Annotated in this window: 16 protein-coding genes; 10 read left to right on the plus strand and 6 right to left on the minus strand. The window is 72.9% G+C overall.

What is annotated here, in order from left to right:
- From LP52_RS11000 to LP52_RS11010, 3 genes are all read left to right on the plus strand, one after another.
- On the plus strand, positions 1 to 210 hold a 210-nt coding region (locus LP52_RS11000), incomplete at its 5' end, for a C40 family peptidase (RefSeq protein ID WP_040273027.1).
- A 7-nt stretch (positions 211 to 217) separates the two neighbouring features.
- On the plus strand, positions 218 to 886 hold the full coding sequence (locus LP52_RS11005) for a maleylpyruvate isomerase N-terminal domain-containing protein (RefSeq protein ID WP_040273028.1): 669 nt from the start codon (positions 218 to 220) through the stop codon (positions 884 to 886).
- 51 nt (positions 887 to 937) lie between these two features.
- Positions 938 to 2089, plus strand: a complete 1152-nt coding sequence (locus tag LP52_RS11010) for a glycosyltransferase family 4 protein (protein WP_040273030.1) — start codon at positions 938 to 940, stop codon at positions 2087 to 2089.
- Positions 2090 to 2200: 111 nt separating this feature from the next.
- On the opposite strand, the gene LP52_RS11015 is transcribed toward LP52_RS11010, so the two are convergent.
- Entirely contained in the window at positions 2201 to 3997 is a 1797-nt protein-coding gene (locus tag LP52_RS11015) for an AMP-dependent synthetase/ligase (RefSeq protein WP_040273032.1), read from the minus strand.
- 259 nt (positions 3998 to 4256) lie between these two features.
- Between LP52_RS11015 and LP52_RS11020 the strand changes: the two genes are divergently transcribed.
- The 3 genes from LP52_RS11020 (at position 4257) to LP52_RS11030 (ending at position 6825) form a co-directional block, all read left to right on the plus strand.
- Positions 4257 to 4712: a hypothetical protein gene (locus LP52_RS11020; protein WP_157036302.1), complete on the plus strand. Its 456-nt coding sequence runs from the start codon at positions 4257 to 4259 to the stop codon at positions 4710 to 4712.
- A 130-nt stretch (positions 4713 to 4842) separates the two neighbouring features.
- Positions 4843 to 5793, plus strand: coding sequence for an ROK family glucokinase (locus tag LP52_RS11025; RefSeq protein ID WP_040273034.1), 951 nt, complete (start codon positions 4843 to 4845; stop codon positions 5791 to 5793).
- A gap of 303 nt (positions 5794 to 6096) precedes the next feature.
- A complete protein-coding gene (locus LP52_RS11030; RefSeq protein WP_040273036.1) occupies positions 6097 to 6825 on the plus strand; it encodes an endonuclease/exonuclease/phosphatase family protein in 729 nt (242 codons plus the stop codon).
- A 148-nt stretch (positions 6826 to 6973) separates the two neighbouring features.
- Here LP52_RS11030 and LP52_RS11035 read toward each other — a convergent pair whose 3' ends face one another.
- Both LP52_RS11035 and LP52_RS11040 read right to left on the minus strand, forming a co-directional pair.
- Positions 6974 to 8854 (minus strand): carbohydrate-binding module family 20 domain-containing protein, encoded by a 1881-nt coding sequence (locus LP52_RS11035; RefSeq protein ID WP_040273038.1) that lies wholly within the window; start codon positions 8852 to 8854, stop codon positions 6974 to 6976.
- A gap of 540 nt (positions 8855 to 9394) precedes the next feature.
- Positions 9395 to 10285, minus strand: coding sequence for a lysophospholipid acyltransferase family protein (locus LP52_RS11040; RefSeq protein WP_084723118.1), 891 nt, complete (start codon positions 10283 to 10285; stop codon positions 9395 to 9397).
- 331 nt (positions 10286 to 10616) lie between these two features.
- Here LP52_RS11040 and LP52_RS11045 point away from each other — a divergent pair, with 331 nt between their 5' ends.
- The 3 genes from LP52_RS11045 to macS all read left to right on the plus strand — a co-directional run bounded on the left by LP52_RS11045 (position 10617) and on the right by macS (position 13657).
- The gene (locus LP52_RS11045; RefSeq protein ID WP_040273039.1) at positions 10617 to 11384 is read left to right on the plus strand and encodes an alpha/beta hydrolase; all 768 of its coding nucleotides are present in this window, start codon (positions 10617 to 10619) and stop codon (positions 11382 to 11384) included.
- Positions 11381 to 12202, plus strand: coding sequence for a hypothetical protein (locus LP52_RS11050; protein ID WP_040273040.1), 822 nt, complete (start codon positions 11381 to 11383; stop codon positions 12200 to 12202). Before LP52_RS11045 ends, LP52_RS11050 begins: the two co-directional genes overlap by 4 nt.
- 105 nt (positions 12203 to 12307) lie before the next feature.
- Complete coding sequence (gene macS / locus LP52_RS11055; RefSeq protein WP_338011637.1) at positions 12308 to 13657, plus strand: MacS family sensor histidine kinase; 1350 nt, start codon at positions 12308 to 12310, stop codon at positions 13655 to 13657.
- 97 nt (positions 13658 to 13754) lie between these two features.
- Here macS and LP52_RS11060 read toward each other — a convergent pair whose 3' ends face one another.
- Positions 13755 to 14387 (minus strand): molybdopterin-dependent oxidoreductase, encoded by a 633-nt coding sequence (locus tag LP52_RS11060; RefSeq protein ID WP_202966095.1) that lies wholly within the window; start codon positions 14385 to 14387, stop codon positions 13755 to 13757.
- Between the two features lie 307 nt (positions 14388 to 14694).
- On the opposite strand from LP52_RS11060, the gene aroF reads away from it, so the two are divergent.
- Positions 14695 to 15741, plus strand: a complete 1047-nt coding sequence (aroF, locus tag LP52_RS11065) for a 3-deoxy-7-phosphoheptulonate synthase (protein ID WP_040273041.1) — start codon at positions 14695 to 14697, stop codon at positions 15739 to 15741.
- A gap of 92 nt (positions 15742 to 15833) precedes the next feature.
- On the opposite strand, the gene thiI is transcribed toward aroF, so the two are convergent.
- Both thiI and LP52_RS11075 read right to left on the minus strand, forming a co-directional pair.
- On the minus strand, positions 15834 to 17108 hold the full coding sequence (gene thiI / locus LP52_RS11070) for a tRNA uracil 4-sulfurtransferase ThiI (protein WP_040273042.1): 1275 nt from the start codon (positions 17106 to 17108) through the stop codon (positions 15834 to 15836).
- A 211-nt stretch (positions 17109 to 17319) separates the two neighbouring features.
- Positions 17320 to 18345: a 6-phosphofructokinase gene (locus tag LP52_RS11075; RefSeq protein ID WP_040273043.1), complete on the minus strand. Its 1026-nt coding sequence runs from the start codon at positions 18343 to 18345 to the stop codon at positions 17320 to 17322.
- Between the last annotated feature and the right edge of the window lie 141 nt (positions 18346 to 18486).

Raw genomic sequence — 18486 nt, forward strand, 5'->3', positions numbered from 1 at the left:
ACCTACGACCAGGTCAACGCCGGCGGTTCGGTCTCCTGGGACGCCATGCAGCCGGGCGACCTGATCTTCTTCTACAGCGGTCCGGACCACGTGGGCATGTACGTGGGCGGCAACAAGATGGTGCACGCCTCCAACCCGCGTAAGCCGGTGCAAGAGGTCTCGCTGGACAGCTACTACCAGAGCAACTTCCATTCGGCCGTCCGGCCCTGACGCCCGCATGCGGCGCGCGGAGGTGGTGGCGGCGCTCGACGCAGAGGTCGCGGTCGCGGCGCCGGTCCTGAGCGGCATCTCCGCCGCCGCGGCCCGGCGCTCGACCCGCTGCTCCCCCTGGGGCGTCCTGGCTCTGGCCGTGCACACTGCGGGTGCGCTCGTGCGCGTCTGCGACGCACTGGACGGACCGCGGCCCCCGGCGGCGCGGGTCTCGGTGCTGGGGTACTTCCGGCCCGATGCACGGTTCTCGCCCGAGGTCGACGCCCGGAGGATCTCCGACGCCGCCGAGGCGGCCGACCACGCCGACCCCGGCGAGCCGGGCAGGGCGCTGGAGCGCACGTGGCGCGACCTGCGGCCCCGGGTGGAGGCCGAGCCCCGCGGAAGCGTGGTGCGGACCCGGCACGGCGACGCGATGGCACTGGAGGATTTCCTTCTCACCCGCGTGGTCGAGCTGGTGGTGCACGGCCTGGACCTCGCCGACGCCCTTGAGCACGAAGCCTGGACGGCGCCTCCCGCGCTGGAGGCCGTGGCGGATCTGCTGTTGCCCGCCGGTACGGGCGGTCTGGAGATGAGCACCCTGGAGGCCGTACGCGCGGCCACCGGGCGCGCTCTGCCGAGCGGGCCCGGACCGGACGCGCTGGAGAACGCGGGCGTATGCTTCCCGGCGCTGGGCTGAGGCGCGCCGCTCGGAACCCCGGGTGGGAACCCTGCCCCTAGACTCGGGCCCGTGCCGCGAACGCTCATCGTCACCAACGACTTTCCCCCGCGCCCCGGCGGGATCCAGGCCTTCGTCCACGAACTCGCGCTGCGCCGGCCTCCCGGCTCGGTGGTCGTGTACTGCTCGACACCGTCTCCGCGGGACTCGGCCGCGTGGGGCCGGGCCGAGGAGTTCGACCTGGGCCTGCCCTTCCCCGTCGTACGGGAGCGGACCTCCATGCTGCTGCCCACCCCCGCGGTGCGGCGGCGGGCCGAGCGGATCGCCGCGCTGGAGGAGTGCGACTCGGTGCTCTTCGGCGCCGCCGCTCCGCTGGGGCTGATGGCCCGCGGACTCCGCCGGGCCGGCGTGCGCCGCATCGTGGGACTGACCCACGGCCACGAGACCGGGTGGTCGGTGCTGCCGGGCGCGCGCCGGGCGCTGCACCGCATCGGCGAGGACACCGACACGCTCACCTACCTCGGCGAGTACACGCGCACCCGGCTGGCGCGGGCGCTCTCGCCCGCCGCCGCCGCACGCATGCGCCAACTGGCTCCAGGCGTGGACACCGAGCGGTTCCGTCCCGGCGCGGGGGGAGTGGACGTGCGCGAGCGCCACGGCCTCACCGGCCGCCCCGTGGTGGTGTGCGTCTCGCGCCTGGTTGAGCGCAAGGGCCAGGACACGCTGGTGCGGGCCTGGCCGCGCATCCTGGCCGACGTGCCCGAGGCGGCGCTGCTGCTGGTCGGAGGCGGCCCCTACCGGCGGCGCCTGGAGGCGTTGGCGCACGAGCAGGGAGTCGCCGACTCGGTGTGCTTCGCCGGCGACGTCGCGGCCGAGGAGCTGCCCGCCTACTACGACGCGGGCGACGTGTTCGCCATGCCGTGCCGTACCCGAAACGGCGGCCTGGACGTCGAAGGGCTGGGGATCGTCTACCTGGAGGCCTCGGCGACCGGCCTGCCGGTGGTGGCCGGGCGCTCCGGCGGCGCGCCCGATGCGGTACGCGAGGGCGAGACCGGCCGGGTGGTCGACGGCGCGCGCCCCGGCCCGGCGGCGCGGGCGCTCATCCGGCTGCTGCGCAACCCGGAGCGGGCCGCGGCCATGGGCGAGGGCGGGCGCGCGTGGGTGCAGCGGGAGTGGAACTGGCAGGGCGTCTCGGCGCGGCTGGGGGAGCTGCTGGAGCCCTGAACCGCCCGCTTCCGCCGCGCACGGCGGCGTGCCGCGACGGGGAGCACGGCACGGCCGCGGCGGGGGCGAAGCAGCACCGCCCGCGCCCGCCGCGGCCTCCCGGACGAGCGCTCAGCTGCTGTAGAGGCGCTCGATCTCGTCGTTGAACTGCTTGATCACCACGTGCCGCTTGATCTTGAGCGAGGGCGTCATCTGGCCGCCCTCCTCGGAGAAGTCGATCGGCAGGATGGTGAACTTGCGAATCGACTCCGCGCGCGAGACCGCCTTGTTGGCGTCGTCGACCGCCTCCTGGACGGTGGCGACCAGGTCGGGGTCCTCCACCATGTCGGGGATGTCGCCGGTCTTCGAGTTCTGCTGCTTCCAGAACTCGAAGGCCTCGGGGTCGATGGTGATCAGCGCGGAGACGAAGTTGCGGTTGTCGCCGACGACCATGCACTGGCTGACGATGGCATGGCTGCGCAGCCGGTCCTCGATCACCGCGGGAGCGACGTTCTTGCCCCCGGCGGTCACGATGATCTCCTTCTTGCGGCCGGTGATCGACAGGTAGCCGTCCTCGTCCAGCTGGCCGAGGTCGCCGGTGCGGTACCAGCCGTCCTCGTCGAAGGCCTCCTCGGTGGCCTTCTCGTTCTTCCAGTAGCCGCGCATCACGTGGTCGCCCTTGACGAGGACCTCCCCGTCGTCGGCGATGCGGTGGCTGACGCCCGGCAGCGGCGGGCCGACGGTGCCGATCTTGTTCTTGGACGGGCTGTTCACACCCGTGGGAGCCGAGGTTTCGGTCAGCCCGTAGCCTTCGATGATCGTCAGCCCCACGCCGCGGAAGAAGTGGCCCAGCCGTTCGCCCAGCGCCGAGCCGCCCGAGACGGAGTAGCGGGCCTGTCCGCCGACCGCCGCCAGGATCTTGCCGTAGACGAGCCGCTCGAACAGGGCGTGGCGCAGCCGCAACGACAGCGGGACCCGGCCGGCGTCCAGTGCGCGGCTGTAGGCGACCGCGGTCTCGGCGGCGGCGCGGAAGATGCGGCCGCGGCCCTCGGAGACGGCCTTCTGCTCGGCCTTGTTGTAGACCTTCTCGAACACTCGCGGCATGGCCAGCAGGAAGGTGGGTCGGAAGGTGCCGAGCGCGTCGATGACCTCGGGCCCGGTGGAGGGGAAGTGCCCCATCACCGTGCGGGACTCCACGCAGCCGACCTGGATGATGCGGGCGAAGGAGTGCGCCAGCGGCAGGAACAGCAGCGTCGAGCGTCCTTCGATCGAGAAGACCTCGTGCAGCGGGCCGTGGACGGCGTTGAGAATGGTGAAGAGCAGGTTGCGGTGGGTCAGCTCGCAGCCCTTGGGGCGGCCGGTGGTGCCGGAGGTGTAGATGAGGGTCGCCAACTCGTCGGCGGTGCCGGCCGTGCGCCGCTCAGCGACGGTGGAGTCGGCCACCTCGGCGCCGGTCTGCTGGAACTCGGCGAAAGCCGGTCCGTCGATCTGCCAGACGTTCTCCAGTCCGGACAGCTCGGAGCGCACGGCCTCGACCCGGGCGGCGTGCTCCTCGTTCTCGACGAAGACCGCCCGGCTGCCGGAGTCGCCGAGGATCCAGGCGACCTGCTCCTCGGACGAGGACTCGTAGATCGGTACCGCCACACCCCCCACGGACCAGATCCCGTAGTCGACCACGGTCCACTCGTAGCGGGTGCGGGACATCAGGCCGACCCTGTCGCCGTGCTCGACGCCGGCGGCGATGAGCGCTTTGGCGACCGCGACGACGTCGTCGCGGAACCGCGCGCAGGTGACGTCGCGCCACTGGCCCGCCTCCTGGCGGCGCATGGTGACGGCGTCGGGCTCTTCCTCGGCCCGCGCAAAGAGCGTGTCGGGCAGCCGCGACTCGGCCGCGACCTCCACCTTCACCGGACTGCTGTATTCGCGCACGTGATTGCTCCCGGACGGCTGACATGAACGAGGGGGACAGCAACGACGGTAACAACTCTCCTTACCGCCGGGTAGAACACGTTCTCACCTGGTATCCGAAAGTGATCCTCCGGCGGCCCTGCGAACTCGTCGCAGCCCGGCCTCCGGGACACGCCGGGGTCGTCCCCGATTTCCCCCGGGCGCGCCGCCCCGCGGCGCCGCGGGGCGGCTAACGTGACGGTCAGAAGCGAACAACAGAGAAGGCGGGGTTGAAGTCACCATGGCCGAACCCGAACGCGACAACGATCGTGGCACCGGCCGCCCCGACCAGGGCGGCAACGGATCGCAGGACATCATCGACGAGGCGCTGCGCATGGTCGACTCCCTGCAGCGGCGGCTGCTGGTCGCCGGGGTGCGCCGCGGGGCCTCCGCGGTCTCGGCGCCGCCGCGCAAGGGCGACGTGTGGGAGGAGGCCGTCAAGTACGACCAGCCCCAGCCCTCCCCGATTGAGGAGCTGATGGGCATCGCGCGTGCGAAGGGCCCGGAGGTCGTAGGCCACCTGGGCCGGGCGGGCGTCGCTGTCGTCGGCGCGGTCGGAGAGACGCTGGGCGTGGTCGAGCGCGCACTGGAGCGGCGCACCCCCGACCCCGGGTCCGGCGACTCCGGTGCCGACCGCGGCTCCGGCTACGAGCGCGGCAAGGTGTCGCCGCCCAGGGAGATCTCCCGCGGCGAGTGAACTAGAATCCCGCGGGAACTGGTACAGACCATCTGCCGCGCCGCACGCACAGCCCGCGCTCCGCCGTCCGCCGAGCCGCGAGCGTCGCCCGGCGCCGCTGCGCAGCCGGAGACGACAGGAGGAGCCGCGCATGCGGATGACGATCGGCGTCGACATCGGCGGCACCAAGGTGGCCGTCGGACTCGCCGACTCCGAGGGGCGGATCCACGACGTCGTCAAGCACCCCACTCCCTACGGCGACGGCGAGGCACTCGCCGACGTCGTAGGCGAGGCGGTGCGCGAGCTGTGCGACAAGCACGCCGACGGCGTCATCGCCGCCGTCGGCGTGGGCACCGCCGGTTTCGTCGACGCCGACCGGGCCACCATCGTGCTCGGCGCCAACCTCGGCCTGGCCGAGGAGCCCTTCAAGGAGCGGCTGCGGCGGCGCGTGGACCTGCCGGTGGTGGTGGAGAACGACGCCAACGCCGCCGCCTGGGCCGAGGTCCGCTTCGGCGCCGGCCGCGGAAGCGAGCACGTCGTCTGCGTCACCCTGGGCACCGGTGTGGGCGGCGCCGTGGTCATGAACGGCGAACTCCAGCGTGGCCGCTACGGCGTCGCCGGCGAGGTCGGCCACTACCGGGTCGTGCCCTTCGGCCGCCGGTGCGGGTGCGGCAACCACGGCTGCTGGGAGCAGTACGCCAGCGGCCGCGCCCTGGTCGGCGAGGCCCTCGACCTGGCCCGCGCCGAACCCAAGCGCGCCGAGCGGATGGTGGAGCTGGCCGGAGGAACCGCCGAGGACATCCAGGGGCGTGAGATCACCCGGGCCGCCGAGGAGGGCGACGAGGGTGCCCTCGCCTGCTTCCACGCGGTGGGGGAGTGGGTGGGGCTGGGCCTCGCCGACCTCGCCGCGATCCTCGATCCGGAGGTGTTCGTGATCGGGGGCGGAGTCTCCGACGCCGGCGACATCCTGCTCGGCCCCGTCCGCGACTCCTTCGCCCGGCACGTCACCGGGCGCGCTACTCGCCGCCTGGCCGAGGTGCGCATCGCCGAACTCGGCTCCCAGGCGGGCATCGTCGGCGCCGCCGACCTCGCGCTGCGGTAGGGCCGCACGGCGATACCGGCGCGGCCCGCCGAGTAGGGAGCAGGGGCGTCCGCAGGGCAGCCGTCCGCGCATCGGCGCGGGACGACGCGAGCGCGCGTTCGCCATGGACGGACCCGCCGGACCCGCCCCGGACCGGGCCGCACAAGCCACGACGGGGAGCCCCGAGGATGGGCGTGTCCCGGGTGGCCCCGGCTCTCAGCGCCGAGGCACGGAAGGTCCGTCCGGAACGGCGACGGCCCGGACGGGTGGCCGCCGGTGGCGGTCGCCACCCATGGTGTGCCGCAATACGGGTAGCCAGAAGGTGTGTCCGACACCGAGATCCGCGTGCTCAGCTACAACGTGGACGGCCTGCGCGACGACGCCGATGCGGCGGCGCGGGTCGTCGAGGGCTGCAACCCCGACATCCTGTGCTTGCAGGAGGCGCCGCGGCTGCTGTTCTGGCGCTCCCGGCGCCGCACCTTCGACCGATCGGTCGGCATGGTCCCGGCGATCAGCCGGCGCACCGGCGGGCTGGCCGTCCTCTACCGTCCGGCCGCAGGGATCGAGGTGTACCGCATCGGCCACCGTGTGCTGCGCCGCTACCCGGGCCTGCGGGACCGCGCGCTGGCCTTGACCGCGCTGCACGTGTCGGGACGGCCGCTGCTCGTGGGCTGCACCCACCTCGATCTCCATCCCGGTGCGCGCCTGCACCACGCCGGCGAGGTGGTCGACCGGATGGCGGCCTTCGCCGCCGAGAACCCGGGGCCGTCCGTGCTCGCCGCCGACGTCAACTGCCGGCCCGGCGGACCGGCCTGGCGGCTCATCGCCGCGGGGCTGCGCGACGCCGCCGGAGAGCACCCCTGGGGAGGTGAGGCGACGTTTCCCGCGCAACCGTCGCGCCGGCGCATCGACGGCGTCTTCACCTCGGGTGGGGTGGAGGTGCGCCGCGCCGGGGTGCCCGTCGACCTGGTCGATCCCGCCGACATGGACGCGGCGAGCGACCACCGGCCGGTGCTGGCCGACCTGGTGCTGCGCAGCGACCCCACCGAGTGACGGAGCGCGGTCGGCACCGGGCGCCCCGGCGACGCGGGACGCGCCGGGAAGGGGAGAACGTCGAGGCGGGCGGCCCGCGGAGGGGAGCGGGCCGCCCGCCGGTGTGCGGGGCCGGGTCAGCGCTGCTGCGGGCCCCGGGCCCCGAGGCTCAGCGCCATCGGGCGGTGAAGGCCTGGGCACAGTCCTCGCCGGGGGAGTCGGCGGAGGCCGAGCGGTTGCCGCCCGACTCCCATGCGACCGTCCCGTCGGGGTCGATCTTCACGAGCTTGTACTCGAAGGCCGTGCCCTCGGGCAGCTCCGCCGATCCCGTCCAGGTCGGATAGCCCCCGGCCTCGGTCGACAGCTCGACGCTCTGCGCCGGGTCCCATGAGCCCAGTTCGGGGATCGACCCGACCACATGCACGCTCTGCCCGTGCCAGGTCTCGGCTCGGGCGGAGAACTCGGCGGTGACGGCGGCGCACTCGCCGTCGCCGGGCGGTGGCGCGGTGGCGCCGCAGTCCTGGGCGTCGGCGCACAGGGCGTCCGTGTGCAGAGCGACGGCGCCCTCGGCGGGCACGGTCACGGTCACCTCGCCGCCGGCGACCTCGTAGGCCTCCGACTCGCACGCGTCCGCGGCTCCGATCGTGCCGTTGGCGACGTCGCAGTAGCTGCCGTCGGGCAGCGCTGTGGGTGCGGTCAGCGTCCAGGCCGAGCCGGTGGCGTTGAAGGCGGCGAATCCGCGTTCGCCCCGGTCGAAGGCGATCCGGCCCTGGGAGTCCCGGGCGCGCTCGGTCGCGGGCGTGTCACCGACGGCCGTGGCGAAGGTGGGCATCGCGTTCAGGTCGCGGTGCTCGCAGTACCAGCCGTCCTGCCCGCACTCGGTGGGCGCGGTGACTGCGCCGGCCGGGTTGCCCTCCTCGGTGCCGGTGGACGGCGGGCCCTGCTTGTCGGAGTCGAAGTCGTAGCTCGACATCACCTTGGCGGTGCCGTAAGGCTGGGCGATGGTCAGCGCTTGGGCGAGGGTGTGGCGCTGCCCCATGCCCTGGCGGCTGATGGAGGTGTCGTTGCGCTGGGTGTCGTGATTGTCGACGAAGACGACGGCCTGGTCGCCGTCGACGGCCATGCCCTCGCGCACGGTGTCCAGCACGCCGGTCAGCCGCCCGTCGCGGACCTGGGCGCCGACCTGGCTGTGGTAGCGCGTGTCCGTGACGTCGCCCAGGTGGGTGTAGCCGGGCGGGCGGATGGACTCGGGGCCGCCGCCTTCGAGGACCTCCTGGAAGACGTAGGGCCGCCCGCCGAATCCGGGGACCTCGTCCAGGCGCGTGTAGATCGACTCCAGGTCGCCGGCCGGCATGTGCTTGGCGGCGTCGACGCGGAAACCGGCGACGCCCAGGCCGATCAGGTCGTTGAGGTAGTCGGCGACGGTGCTGCGCACGTGCTCGGAGCCGGTGTCGAGGTCCGACAGCGACACCAGTTCGCAGCCCTGCACCTCGTGGGGGTCGTTCCAGTCGGAGATGTCGCTGCGGCAGTCGCTGAAATCGCCGTCGCCGTAGGGCACGTGGGGGTAGGAGTACTTCCCGTAGGCGCTGCCGTCGCTCCCGGGCCCGCTGCCCGTCGACCCGGTTCCGGTCATGTGGTTGATCACCGCGTCGACGTAGATCCGCACGCCCGAGTCGCGGCAGCGCTCGACCATGTCGGCGAATTCGGCGCGGGTGCCGCGGCGGGTGTTGTCGATGGAGTAGGAGACCGGCTGGTAGTCCTGCCACCAGGGGTGGCCTTCACCCTCCAGCACGACGTGCTCCTGGGGCGGCGAGACCTGCACGGCGCCGTAGCCGTTGGGGCCCAGGACGTCTTCGCACTCCCGGGCGACGGACTCCCAGCGCCACTGGAACAGGTGGACGATGGGCCCGCTGTCGGCCGCGGCCGCGGTGGTGACCGCGGGTTCGGCGGGGGCGGGGTCTGCTGCCGCGGGCGCGGCCGTGGCGGCTGCGCCCGTCGCTGCCAGCACGGCGCACGCGGCCGCGGCGCCGAGTCGTCGGATCTGCTGCATCGCGCCTCCCGGGGCGGATGGGGGGACAGAGCACCGGCGCCGCAATCGCTTTCACGCGGTTTCAGAAAACAGTTGCGCGCCAGGAGGTGAACTTAGCAAGCGGCTGCGCCCGTGTGAATGGGGCCACACGTGACCGTCGGATCCATGGCGTCGCTCCGGTGAGCTGGGCATGGGTGGTGGACGTGGCCGGGGCGACACGGTCGGTGATGTCCGGGGTGCGTCGTGGTCAGCGGCGATCGCGGAGTGTGAAAGTCAGCTGATCGCGAAAATCCACGGAAGAGGATGCAACCGACGCAAACGTTTGCAGACGTGCGTGGCGGCCGGGGAGGAACGTCCAGGCCGCGACTGCGGCAGGCCCAATGGGGCGCGCCTCGCTCCGCGAGCGAGGCGGCCCGCCGCCGAGTGGACCCGCACCATGCGGGGGAAGGCCCCCACCCGGCAGCGGAGGTCGGCGGCACAGAGAGGCACACGACGCGGAGCGTCCCCGATAGGTGCCCAAGAGGGCGGGCCCCCGGGTGCCCTCCGGAGTGCGGCGCGCTCCTAGGCCGCGGCGCCGGGACCGCCCTCGGAGCGCTGCTCGTCGGGGTCCTCGGGGGCGGGCACGCCTTCGGGGTCGGTGTCGGCCTCGGCGGCCGTCCCCTTCTTCTTCCGGCCCTTGCGCCCGCGCTTGCCCTGCGCCTTGCGCTCGGCCCGCTCCGCGCGCTTGCGCTCCTTCTCGCCGGCGCTCTGCTCCTTCTTCTCCTCCTTGGCCGCCGCCTCCAGCTCCGACTTGACCGACTGCGCGTAGCGGTCGACGTACTCCTGGCCCGACAGCTCCATGAGGGCGTACATGATCTCGTCGGTGACGGCGCGCAGTACGCGGGGGTCCTTCTCCATGCCGTAATAGCGGGAGAAGTCCAGCGGCTTGCCGAAGACGACCTTGGGCCGGATGCCGAGCTTGGGCAGGGTGCGTCCGGGCGGCATGATCTTGTCGGCGTTGATCATGGCCATCGGCACCACCGGCGCCCTGGACTCCAGCGCCATGCGCGCCACGCCGGTGCGCCCTCGGTAGAGGCGGCCGTCGGGGGAGCGGGTGCCCTCGGGATAGATCCCCAGCAGCCTGCCCTGCTTGAGCACCTTCAGCCCGGTGCGCAGCGCGGCCTCGCTCGACTTTCCGCCGGAGCGGTCGATGGGGATCTGCCCGACCCCGGTGAAGAAGAGGCGGCTGAGCAGTCCCTTGGGGCCGGTGCCGGTGAAGTACTCGGCCTTGGCCAGGAACGCGATCTTGCGGGGGAGAGGGAGCGGGCCGAAGAAGTGGTCGGAGAAGGACAGGTGGTTGCCGACCATGAGCGCCGGCCCCTCCCGGGGCACGTTCTCGACGCCCTCGGCGCGCGGCTGCCACAGCACCGCGATCACAGGTCCCAGAATCGCCTTGACAATCCAGTAGAACACCGGCACATCACCCCCGCCCACGCGGGGCGCGCCTCGACGAACTCGACACGTCAGCCTTCCCGCTTCCACGAACGATCGCGGTCATCTTCCCATTGTCGTGGGCTGCCCACCAACGGCGGAACGAGTTACCTGCGGGTAGTCGACGGTGCGCCGGCGCCGAGGGCCGACGACCGCCCCCCGCGCAGCGGCCACAACCGGCGGTGGAGCCCCGTTCCGACGTCCACTCGGCGGGGTATCCGGGGAAGCGGAGCGCGTACAAATTTCATAAAGTCGGTTCAGCACGGCTGCGGCCCGCCGGCCGCACCCCCACCGGAGTCGAGGAGGGCCATCCATGCCGACGATGCCGGGTGCCGAGCCCTATCGCCGATCCGGTGGTGAAACCGGAGTGCTGCTATGCCACGGTTTCACCGGTTCGCCCCGCTCCATGCTTCCCTGGGCGCAGCACCTGGCGGACGCCGGGCACACCGTCGACGTCCCGCTGCTACCCGGTCACGGAACCTCCTGGCAGGACATGGCCGCGACCACGAGCACCCAGTGGCTGGCCGAGGTGGAGTCCGCGCTGCTGCGGCTGCACGGACTGTGCGGCACCGTCTTCGTCATGGGCCTGTCGATGGGCGGCTGCCTGGCGCTGCGCCTGGCCGAGCTGCACCCCGACAAGGTCCGCGGCGTGGTGGTGGTGAACCCGTCGCTGGCCGTGGAGAACCTGCTGCTGCCCGTGGCCCGGCTGCTGGCGCCGCTGGTGCCCACCACCCCGGCCGTGGGCGACGACATCAAGAAGCCCGGTGCGTCGGAGGGGTCCTACGCCAAGGTGCCGACCGCGGCCGCCGCGACACTCCCGAGGCTGTGGCGCGCTACAAAACGGGACATGCCGACCATCACAGCACCGATTCTCGCGTACCGGAGTCCGGAAGATCATGTCGTGGGGCCCAGGAGTCTGCGTATCCTCACAAGTAGGGCGGTGAACGCGCAGCTGCGCGTCCACTCCCTGGACAACAGCTACCACGTGGCCACTCTGGACCACGACGCCTCAACCATCTTCGACGGGAGCCTCGCGTTCGTGCGCGAGCACAGCAGAAGCGGGGAAGGGACGAAGCGATGACACATCGCCGGGGCAACGGCCTGCTCGCCGAGACCTACCTCCCGCTCATCGTGCTCCCCACGGCTCTGGCCGACCAGATGCTCGACGCACTGCGCGACCGCGAGATCGCGGCCTATGCCGTGCAGGTGGACGAAGAGGTGTCCGGCGACGGCGACACGGTGGAGGAGTCCGCCACCGACCACCTCTACGTCGACGCCCGCCAGCGTGCGGCCGCCGAGGCGATCCTCCGCGACCAGCTGCCCGACCTGGAGCACCGCGGCCTCGAACCGGGCGGCGCCGAGTCCGGTGAGGGCCCCCGGCGGCAGACGCGGGTGGAGCCCGACGGGGGCGCCGGACCGAGCGCACCCGCCAACGGTGACGACGACGTGTGGGCCGACCTGGTCGCACGCTTCTATGACACCCCGGCGGCCGACGAGGCCGCGTGGCCCGACGCCGAGAACCTCTCCGCGGAGGAGCGCGCCGAGTCCGGCTCCGGCGACGCCGATGCCGCCGAGCCCGAGGCCACGGAGGACGCGGACGCCGACGACCCCCCGCGTGCCCGCGTGGTCCGCCCGGCCGAGCCGGGCGACGACCACGAGCACTTCGTCCCGCCTCCGCCGCCGCCCCTGCCCCGCGGCGACCTCACCAGCCGTCTCTCGTGGGCCGGGCTGTTCGGGGGCCCGTTGCTGCTGCTGGGCTCCATGCTGCTGGGGACCTCGCTGCCCGGCTGGCTGGCCTTCCTGGCCGTGGCCGCCTTCATCGCCGGGTTCGTCGTACTGGTGGTGCGCATGGGCGATCGCCCGCCGGACGACGGACCCGACGACGGCGCCGTGGTGTGAAGCCCGGGCCGGCCGCCTGCGGCCGGCGCCGCGCCCGATCGCGGCGCCCCGCCGCTTCGCGGCACGGCGCCCGCCCGTTCCCCCACCCGGCAGGACCCTTCGCTGATGAGCCCCGAATCCCCCGATCCCGACCCCGCCCCCGCGGCCGCGCCTTCCGCGGCCGCTCCGGGACCGGCTTCCGCGTCGGCGGGATCGAAACCCGCGGGCCCTCCCGCGAGCGCCGCGGCGGGCCGCGGCCCCGGCGCCCGGCCCACCGGGCCGCACGGGTTCTCCACGCCCCTGTGGCGCGCGATCGCCGTCTTCCGCGCCGCGTCGGTGGTCTATGCCGTCTTCCTGATGGCCCCGCACCTGGACCTGCTGGCGCGGCCGGGGGTCGCATGGGCGGTACTGGTCGCCATGGCGGCCTGGACCGCCGCCTCGGCCGTGCTCTACGCCCGCCCGCACCGCCGCGGCAGAGCCCTGCTCGCCACCGACCTCGCGGTCGCCTTCTGCTGCCTGGCCGCCACAGCGGTGGCGGTCGAACCCGGCTACCTGCGCATGGCCCCGCCGCTGACCACCACCTGGTTCGCGGGCGCGGTGCTGGCGGCTGCGGTGCTGGGCGGGCGGCGCATCGCCCTGGTCGCGGCACTCGCCCACGGCGTGGTCGACATCGCGATGCGGACCGGGCTGGGCCTGGCCATCACCGCCGCGGTCCCGCGCGGCGTGGTGCTGCTGCTCCTGGCCGGGTACTCGGTCGGCTACCTGGCGAACTACGCCGCGGTCGCCGAGCGGCGCCTCGCCGAAGCGGTCGAGCTGGAGGCGCGCACCCGCGAACGCGAGCGCCTGGGCCGTTCGATCCACGACTCCGTGCTGCAGGTGCTGGCGATGGTGCAGCGACGCGGTGCCGAGGCGGGCGGCGAGGCCGCCGAGCTCGGCTCGCTCGCCGGCGAACAGGAGGCCCGGCTGCGGGCGCTGATCGGCGGACGCCACGGCACGTCGGCGTCCGATCCCGCCGGGGCGGACGTGGGGGAGGGCGCGGAGGCGAGCAGCGCCCTCGCCGCCGCCCCCACCGCATGGAACGCGGCACCGCCGGCCGCCGACCTGGCCTCCCTGCTCGACGCGCACGCCGGAGCCCGCGTGACGGTCTCGGCCCCGGCGACCGAGGTCGCCATGGCGCCCCGGAGGGCCCGCGAGATCGACGCCGCCGTTCGCGAGGCCCTGGGCAACGTCGAACGCCACTGCCCGCCCGAGGCCCGCGTCTGGCTGCTTCTGGAGCACGAGGGCGAGACGGTCACGGTGACGGTGCGCGACGACGGCCCCGGCATCGCCCCCGACCGCCTCGCCGAGGCGGCCGCCGAAGGGCGGATGGGCGTCGCCCAGTCCATCCGCGGCCGCATCGCCGATCTCGGAGGAACCACCGAGATCACCACGGCCCCGGGCCAGGGCACCGAAATCGAGATGCGCGTCCCCGGATGAGCGGGAGCGCGGGATGCCCGCACCGCTGTCGTCGCTGCACCGTCGGGCGCAACAACCTGGCGCCGACGGCAGAGGACGGCCGCCGCCGCCCCGCCCGCTACCCCAGCGGCGGGCCGTCGCCCGGGACCTCCTGGTAGGAGTAGCGCTGCTCCTTCCAGGGGTCGGCGCGGTTGTGGTAGCCGCGCTCCTCCCAGAAGCCGCGGCGGTCCGCGGTCAGGTACTCGATCGCGCGGACCCACTTCACGCTCTTCCAGCCGTACAGGTGCGGTACCACCAGGCGCAGCGGGTAGCCGTACTCGGGGGCGAGGCGCTCGCCGCCGCGGTGGGTGGCCAGCAGGACGTTGCGGGCGAGGAAGTCGTCGAGGCGCATGTTGGCGCTGTAGCCGTACTCGGCCCACACCATCACGTGGGTGACCGAGGGGTCGGGAGGGGCCAGCCGCACCAGGGCCTCGGTGGACACTCCGCTCCAGTGCTCGTCGGGCAGGGTGAACCTGGTCACGCAGTGGAAGTCGGCGACGGTGCTCACCCTCGGCAGGGCGTCGAACTCGGGCCAGCTCCACCGGAACTCGCCCAGCGACTCGGTGAATCCGTAGACGCGCAGATCCCACCTGTGCGCACGGAACCGCGGCACGGGGCCGTAGTGCAGGGCGGGCCGGTCGCGTGGCACGTGCTGCCCCGGCGGCAGCGGCTGATCCGACAATCGCTCTCCTTCGTGCGCCTCGCCCGCCATCCTGCCAGGGGCGCGAAATCGGCAACCCGACCCCTCCTCTCGTACGGGGCGGCTCGGCGGATGCGTTATAGTCGCAGACATGCAGCAGAGCTTTTGGCGCTTTTATGGCTACCGGCCCACGGCTAGGACGGTCGCCCGCCAAGCGCTGCGCTGACACGGACGACTTCAGGAGCCCCGGGCCGGAAACGGCCCGGGGCTCTTCTGCTGCCCGGTCGTATCCGCCGCCCGGCCCCGCTCCCCGTCCATCCGGCAGACAACCTCCACCGCGTCCGGGAACGGACACCACGTGCCGAAGGGACAGCACACAATGGTCATCGTCATGGGGCCTGGGGCCACACGTGAACATATCGACGCACTCGTCGACCTCGTCACCAGCGCGGGGGGCGAGGCCTACGTGACCCGCGGCGTGAGCCGCACGATCATCGGCCTGGTCGGCGACGTGCGCCAGTTCGAGACCCTGGACCTGCGCGCGATGCCCGGCGTCAGCGACGTCTTGCGCATCAGCGTCCCCTACAAGCTCGTCAGCAGCGAGAACCAGCCCGGCCGCTCCACGGTCAGCGTCGGCGGCGTGCCCATCGGCGGCGACAACATGACCGTCATCGCCGGCCCCTGTGCGGTCGAGACCCCCGACCAGACGCTGGAGTCGGCGCACATGGCCCGCGCGGCCGGCGCGTCGCTGCTGCGCGGGGGCGCCTACAAGCCCCGCACCTCCCCCTACGCCTTCCAGGGCTTGGGCGAGACCGGCCTGAAGATCCTCGCCGACGTGCGCGCCGAGACCGGGCTGCCGATCGTCACCGAGGTGGTCGACGCCGCGGACGTGGATCTGGTCGCCGGCTACGCCGACATGCTGCAGATCGGCACCCGCAACATGCAGAACTTCGCCCTGCTGCAGGCGGCGGGCGAGGCCGGCCGCCCCGTGCTCCTGAAGCGCGGGATGAACGCCACCATCGAGGAGTGGCTGATGGCCGCGGAGTACATCGCTCAGCGTGGCAACCTCGACATCGTCCTGTGCGAGCGCGGGATCCGAACCTTCGAGAAGGCCACCCGCAACACCCTCGACATCAGTGCGGTGCCGGTGGCCCAGAGCCTGTCGCACCTGCCGGTGATCGTGGACCCCTCGCACTCGGGCGGCAAGCGCGAACTGGTGCTGCCGCTGTCGCGGTCGGCGATCGCGGTCGGCGCCGACGGTGTCATCGTCGACGTGCACCCCACCCCCGAGACCGCGCTGTGCGACGGGCCCCAAGCGCTGGTCGGCGAGGACATCCCGCAGCTGGCCGAGGCCGCCGCCACGCTGTCGCCGCTGGTGGGCCGAACCCTCACCGCCGCGCCGGAGCCGGTCGGGGCGGGCGTCTAGCGCCGGACGCGCCGGAGGTTGCGAGTCCGGCGGGCGCCGCGCACGGTGCCCGCCGGACCGGGGCCCGCAGCGGGGCGGCGGGCCCCGCGGCGTCAGACCTTTTCGGGGGCTTCCTCGCCCAGGAAGCTGGGGCGGTGCAGCTTCTTGCCCGTGAGCAGGTACTCGGCCAGCTCCTCGGCGTCCAGCCGCTTCTCGATCTGGCGCAGGTCGGGGATCTTGGCGGCGGTCTCGGCCTGACGCGGTGTGAGCAGCGTGCAGCAGTCCTCGTCGGGCAGTTCCGAGATCGCCAGGGTGCCCATGCGCCGCGCCTGGTCCATGATCTCGGTCTTGTCCATGCCGATCAGCGGGCGCAGGATCGGCAGGTCGACCGCGTCGTCCAGCGCCGTCAGGTTGGTCATGGTCTGGCTGGAGACCTGGCCCAGCGCGTCACCGGTGATCAGCGCCTCTGCGTTGAGGTCGTCGGCCAGCGCCTCGGCGGTCTTGAGCATGAGCCGCCGCTGGGCGATGACCTGCAGCCGGTCCGCGCCGGAGGTCTTCAGCTGCTGCTGGGCCTTGCCGAAGGGGACGACGAACAGCCGCGATCCCACCTGGTACCGGTCGAGCTGGCGCACGAGGCTGTAGGCCTTGTAGATGGACTCCGGCCCGGTGAACGGCATGCCGGAGAAGTGCAGGAAGTCGACCTTCAGACCGCGGCGCATCATCCGGTGCGCGGCCACGGGCGAGTCGATCCCGCCCGACATAAGCACCAGTGCGCGTCCGCTCATCCCCACGGGCAGGCCGCCCTGGCCGGGGATGCCGTCGGTGAAGACGAAGACCTCGTCCTTGTCGACCTCGATGGAGACCGTGTTCTGCGGGCGCTTGAGGTTGACCGGCAGGCCGTACGCCTCGACCACCGCCGCGCCCACGTGCCCGGCCAGCTGCGAGGAGGTCAGCGGGAACCGCTTGTCGCGGCGGCGGGCCCGGACCGCGAAGGAGCCGCTGCGGTCGGCCATCGCCTCGACAGCGGCCCGGGTGACGGTGTCGAGGTCCTTGGGCACGCGGCGCACCAGGTGCACCCACACCACGCCCATGACGTTGCTCATCCGCTCGGCCAGTTCGGCCACCTCGGCGTCGGAGGCGTCGGGCATGCGGACGAAGACGACGCCCGAACCGCGCCGGCTCAGCTTGATCGGGCTCAGACCGCGCGCCGCCGCGCGGATGTTGTTGTGCAGGCGGCGCTCGAACAGGCTGCGGTTGCTGCCCTTGAGCACGATCTCGCCGAGCTTCATCAGCACGCACAGCTCGTGCGGTCCGGACGCGGACCGCTCGCGGACGGCGGCCTCGGCCTCGCGCCCTTCGACGGCCTCGGGCTCGGACATGACGGCCATGACAGCGGCTCCCAGACGACTCGACGGATGAGGGGAGGGCGGAAGGGCGCTTCCCCTCGCCACTTCCAGTATCGGACATCGCAACGACCGATCGGGACGGCCGCATTCCCGCCTGCGAGCCCGCACGCGCCCGTCTCGACGCACCGGCGCGCCCCCCGGCCGCCGAGGGCGGCGGCCGGGGGGCGCGGTGCGGGGCCGGCGCTGAGGAGGCTCAGCCGAAGAAGACCTCGGCCTCCTCGAAGCGTTCGGTCGGCACCGTCTTGAGCTTGTCGGTGGCCGCCGAGAGGTCCACCCGCTTGATGTCGGTGCCCTGCAGCGCCACCATCTTGCCGAACTCCTGGTCGTGCACGGCCTCGATGGCGTTGACGCCCAGCCGCGTGGCCAGCACCCGGTCGAAGGCCGAGGGGGTGCCGCCGCGCTGCACGTGGCCCAGCACCACCGAGCGGGCCTCCTTGCCGGTGCGCGACTCGATCTCCTCGGAGAGGCGCTGGCCGATGCCGCCCAGACGGACGTGGCCGAAGGCGTCCTTCTCGCCGGCGGACAGCTCCATCTGGCCGTCCTTGGGGTGGGCGCCCTCGGCGACGACCAGGATGGGGGCGTAGTTGGTGCGGAACCGGCTCTCCACGTGCGCCACGACCTCGTCGATGTCGAAGGGGCGCTCGGGGATGAGGATCACATTGCCGCCGGCCGCCATACCCGAGTGCAGCGCGATCCAGCCGGCGTGGCGGCCCATGACCTCCACGACCAGCGCGCGGTGGTGCGACTCGGCGGTGGTGTGCAGCCGGTCGATCGCCTCGGTGGCGATGTTGACGGCCGTGTCGAAGCCGAAGGTGTAGTCGGTGGCGTTGAGGTCGTTGTCGATGGTCTTGGGCACGCCCACGACGTTGACGCCCTGGTCGGTCAGCTGGGTGGCCACGCCCAGCGTGTCCTCGCCGCCGATGGCCACCAGAGCGTCGATGCCCAGCTCGCTCATGTTCTGCTTGACGCGCTCGACACCGCCCTCGATCTTCATCAGGTTGGTACGCGAGGACCCCAGGATCGTTCCGCCGCGCGGCAGGATCCCGCTGACGGCCGCCCGGTCCAAGGGCATGGTGTCGCCCTCCAGCGGGCCGCGCCAGCCGTCCCGGAACCCGACGAACTCGTAGCCGTAGTCCTTGATGCCCTTGCGGACCACTGCGCGGATGACCGCGTTCAGCCCCGGGCAGTCGCCGCCACCGGTCAGCACCCCGACTCGCATGCGTACACTCCTCGAATTCCTGTGGACAACCTGACCGCCTCAGTCGGCGCGGGGGCGCCTTTCGGGCGGCGCGGAGCGGGACGACGGCTGTGTGCCGCAGTACAGACGACCACAACGTGGCCGGTGTCACTGAAGGCGGCC

It is taken from the genome of Streptomonospora alba, from assembly GCF_000826685.1.
In the GTDB taxonomy this organism is placed as follows: domain Bacteria; phylum Actinomycetota; class Actinomycetes; order Streptosporangiales; family Streptosporangiaceae; genus Streptomonospora; species Streptomonospora alba.

Coding starts and splice junctions, on each gene's coding strand:
- LP52_RS11005 (WP_040273028.1), top strand. CDS start 218: ATGCGGCGCGCGGAGGTGGTGGCGGCGCTCGACGCAGAGGTCGCGGTC.
- LP52_RS11020 (WP_157036302.1), top strand. CDS start 4,257: ATGGCCGAACCCGAACGCGACAACGATCGTGGCACCGGCCGCCCCGAC.
- LP52_RS11025 (WP_040273034.1), top strand. CDS start 4,843: ATGCGGATGACGATCGGCGTCGACATCGGCGGCACCAAGGTGGCCGTC.
- LP52_RS11035 (WP_040273038.1), bottom strand. CDS start 8,854: ATGCAGCAGATCCGACGACTCGGCGCCGCGGCCGCGTGCGCCGTGCTG.
- LP52_RS11045 (WP_040273039.1), top strand. CDS start 10,617: ATGCCGACGATGCCGGGTGCCGAGCCCTATCGCCGATCCGGTGGTGAA.
- LP52_RS11050 (WP_040273040.1), top strand. CDS start 11,381: ATGACACATCGCCGGGGCAACGGCCTGCTCGCCGAGACCTACCTCCCG.
- macS (WP_338011637.1), top strand. CDS start 12,308: ATGAGCCCCGAATCCCCCGATCCCGACCCCGCCCCCGCGGCCGCGCCT.
- LP52_RS11060 (WP_202966095.1), bottom strand. CDS start 14,387: ATGGCGGGCGAGGCGCACGAAGGAGAGCGATTGTCGGATCAGCCGCTG.
- aroF (WP_040273041.1), top strand. CDS start 14,695: ATGGTCATCGTCATGGGGCCTGGGGCCACACGTGAACATATCGACGCA.
- thiI (WP_040273042.1), bottom strand. CDS start 17,108: ATGGCCGTCATGTCCGAGCCCGAGGCCGTCGAAGGGCGCGAGGCCGAG.
- LP52_RS11075 (WP_040273043.1), bottom strand. CDS start 18,345: ATGCGAGTCGGGGTGCTGACCGGTGGCGGCGACTGCCCGGGGCTGAAC.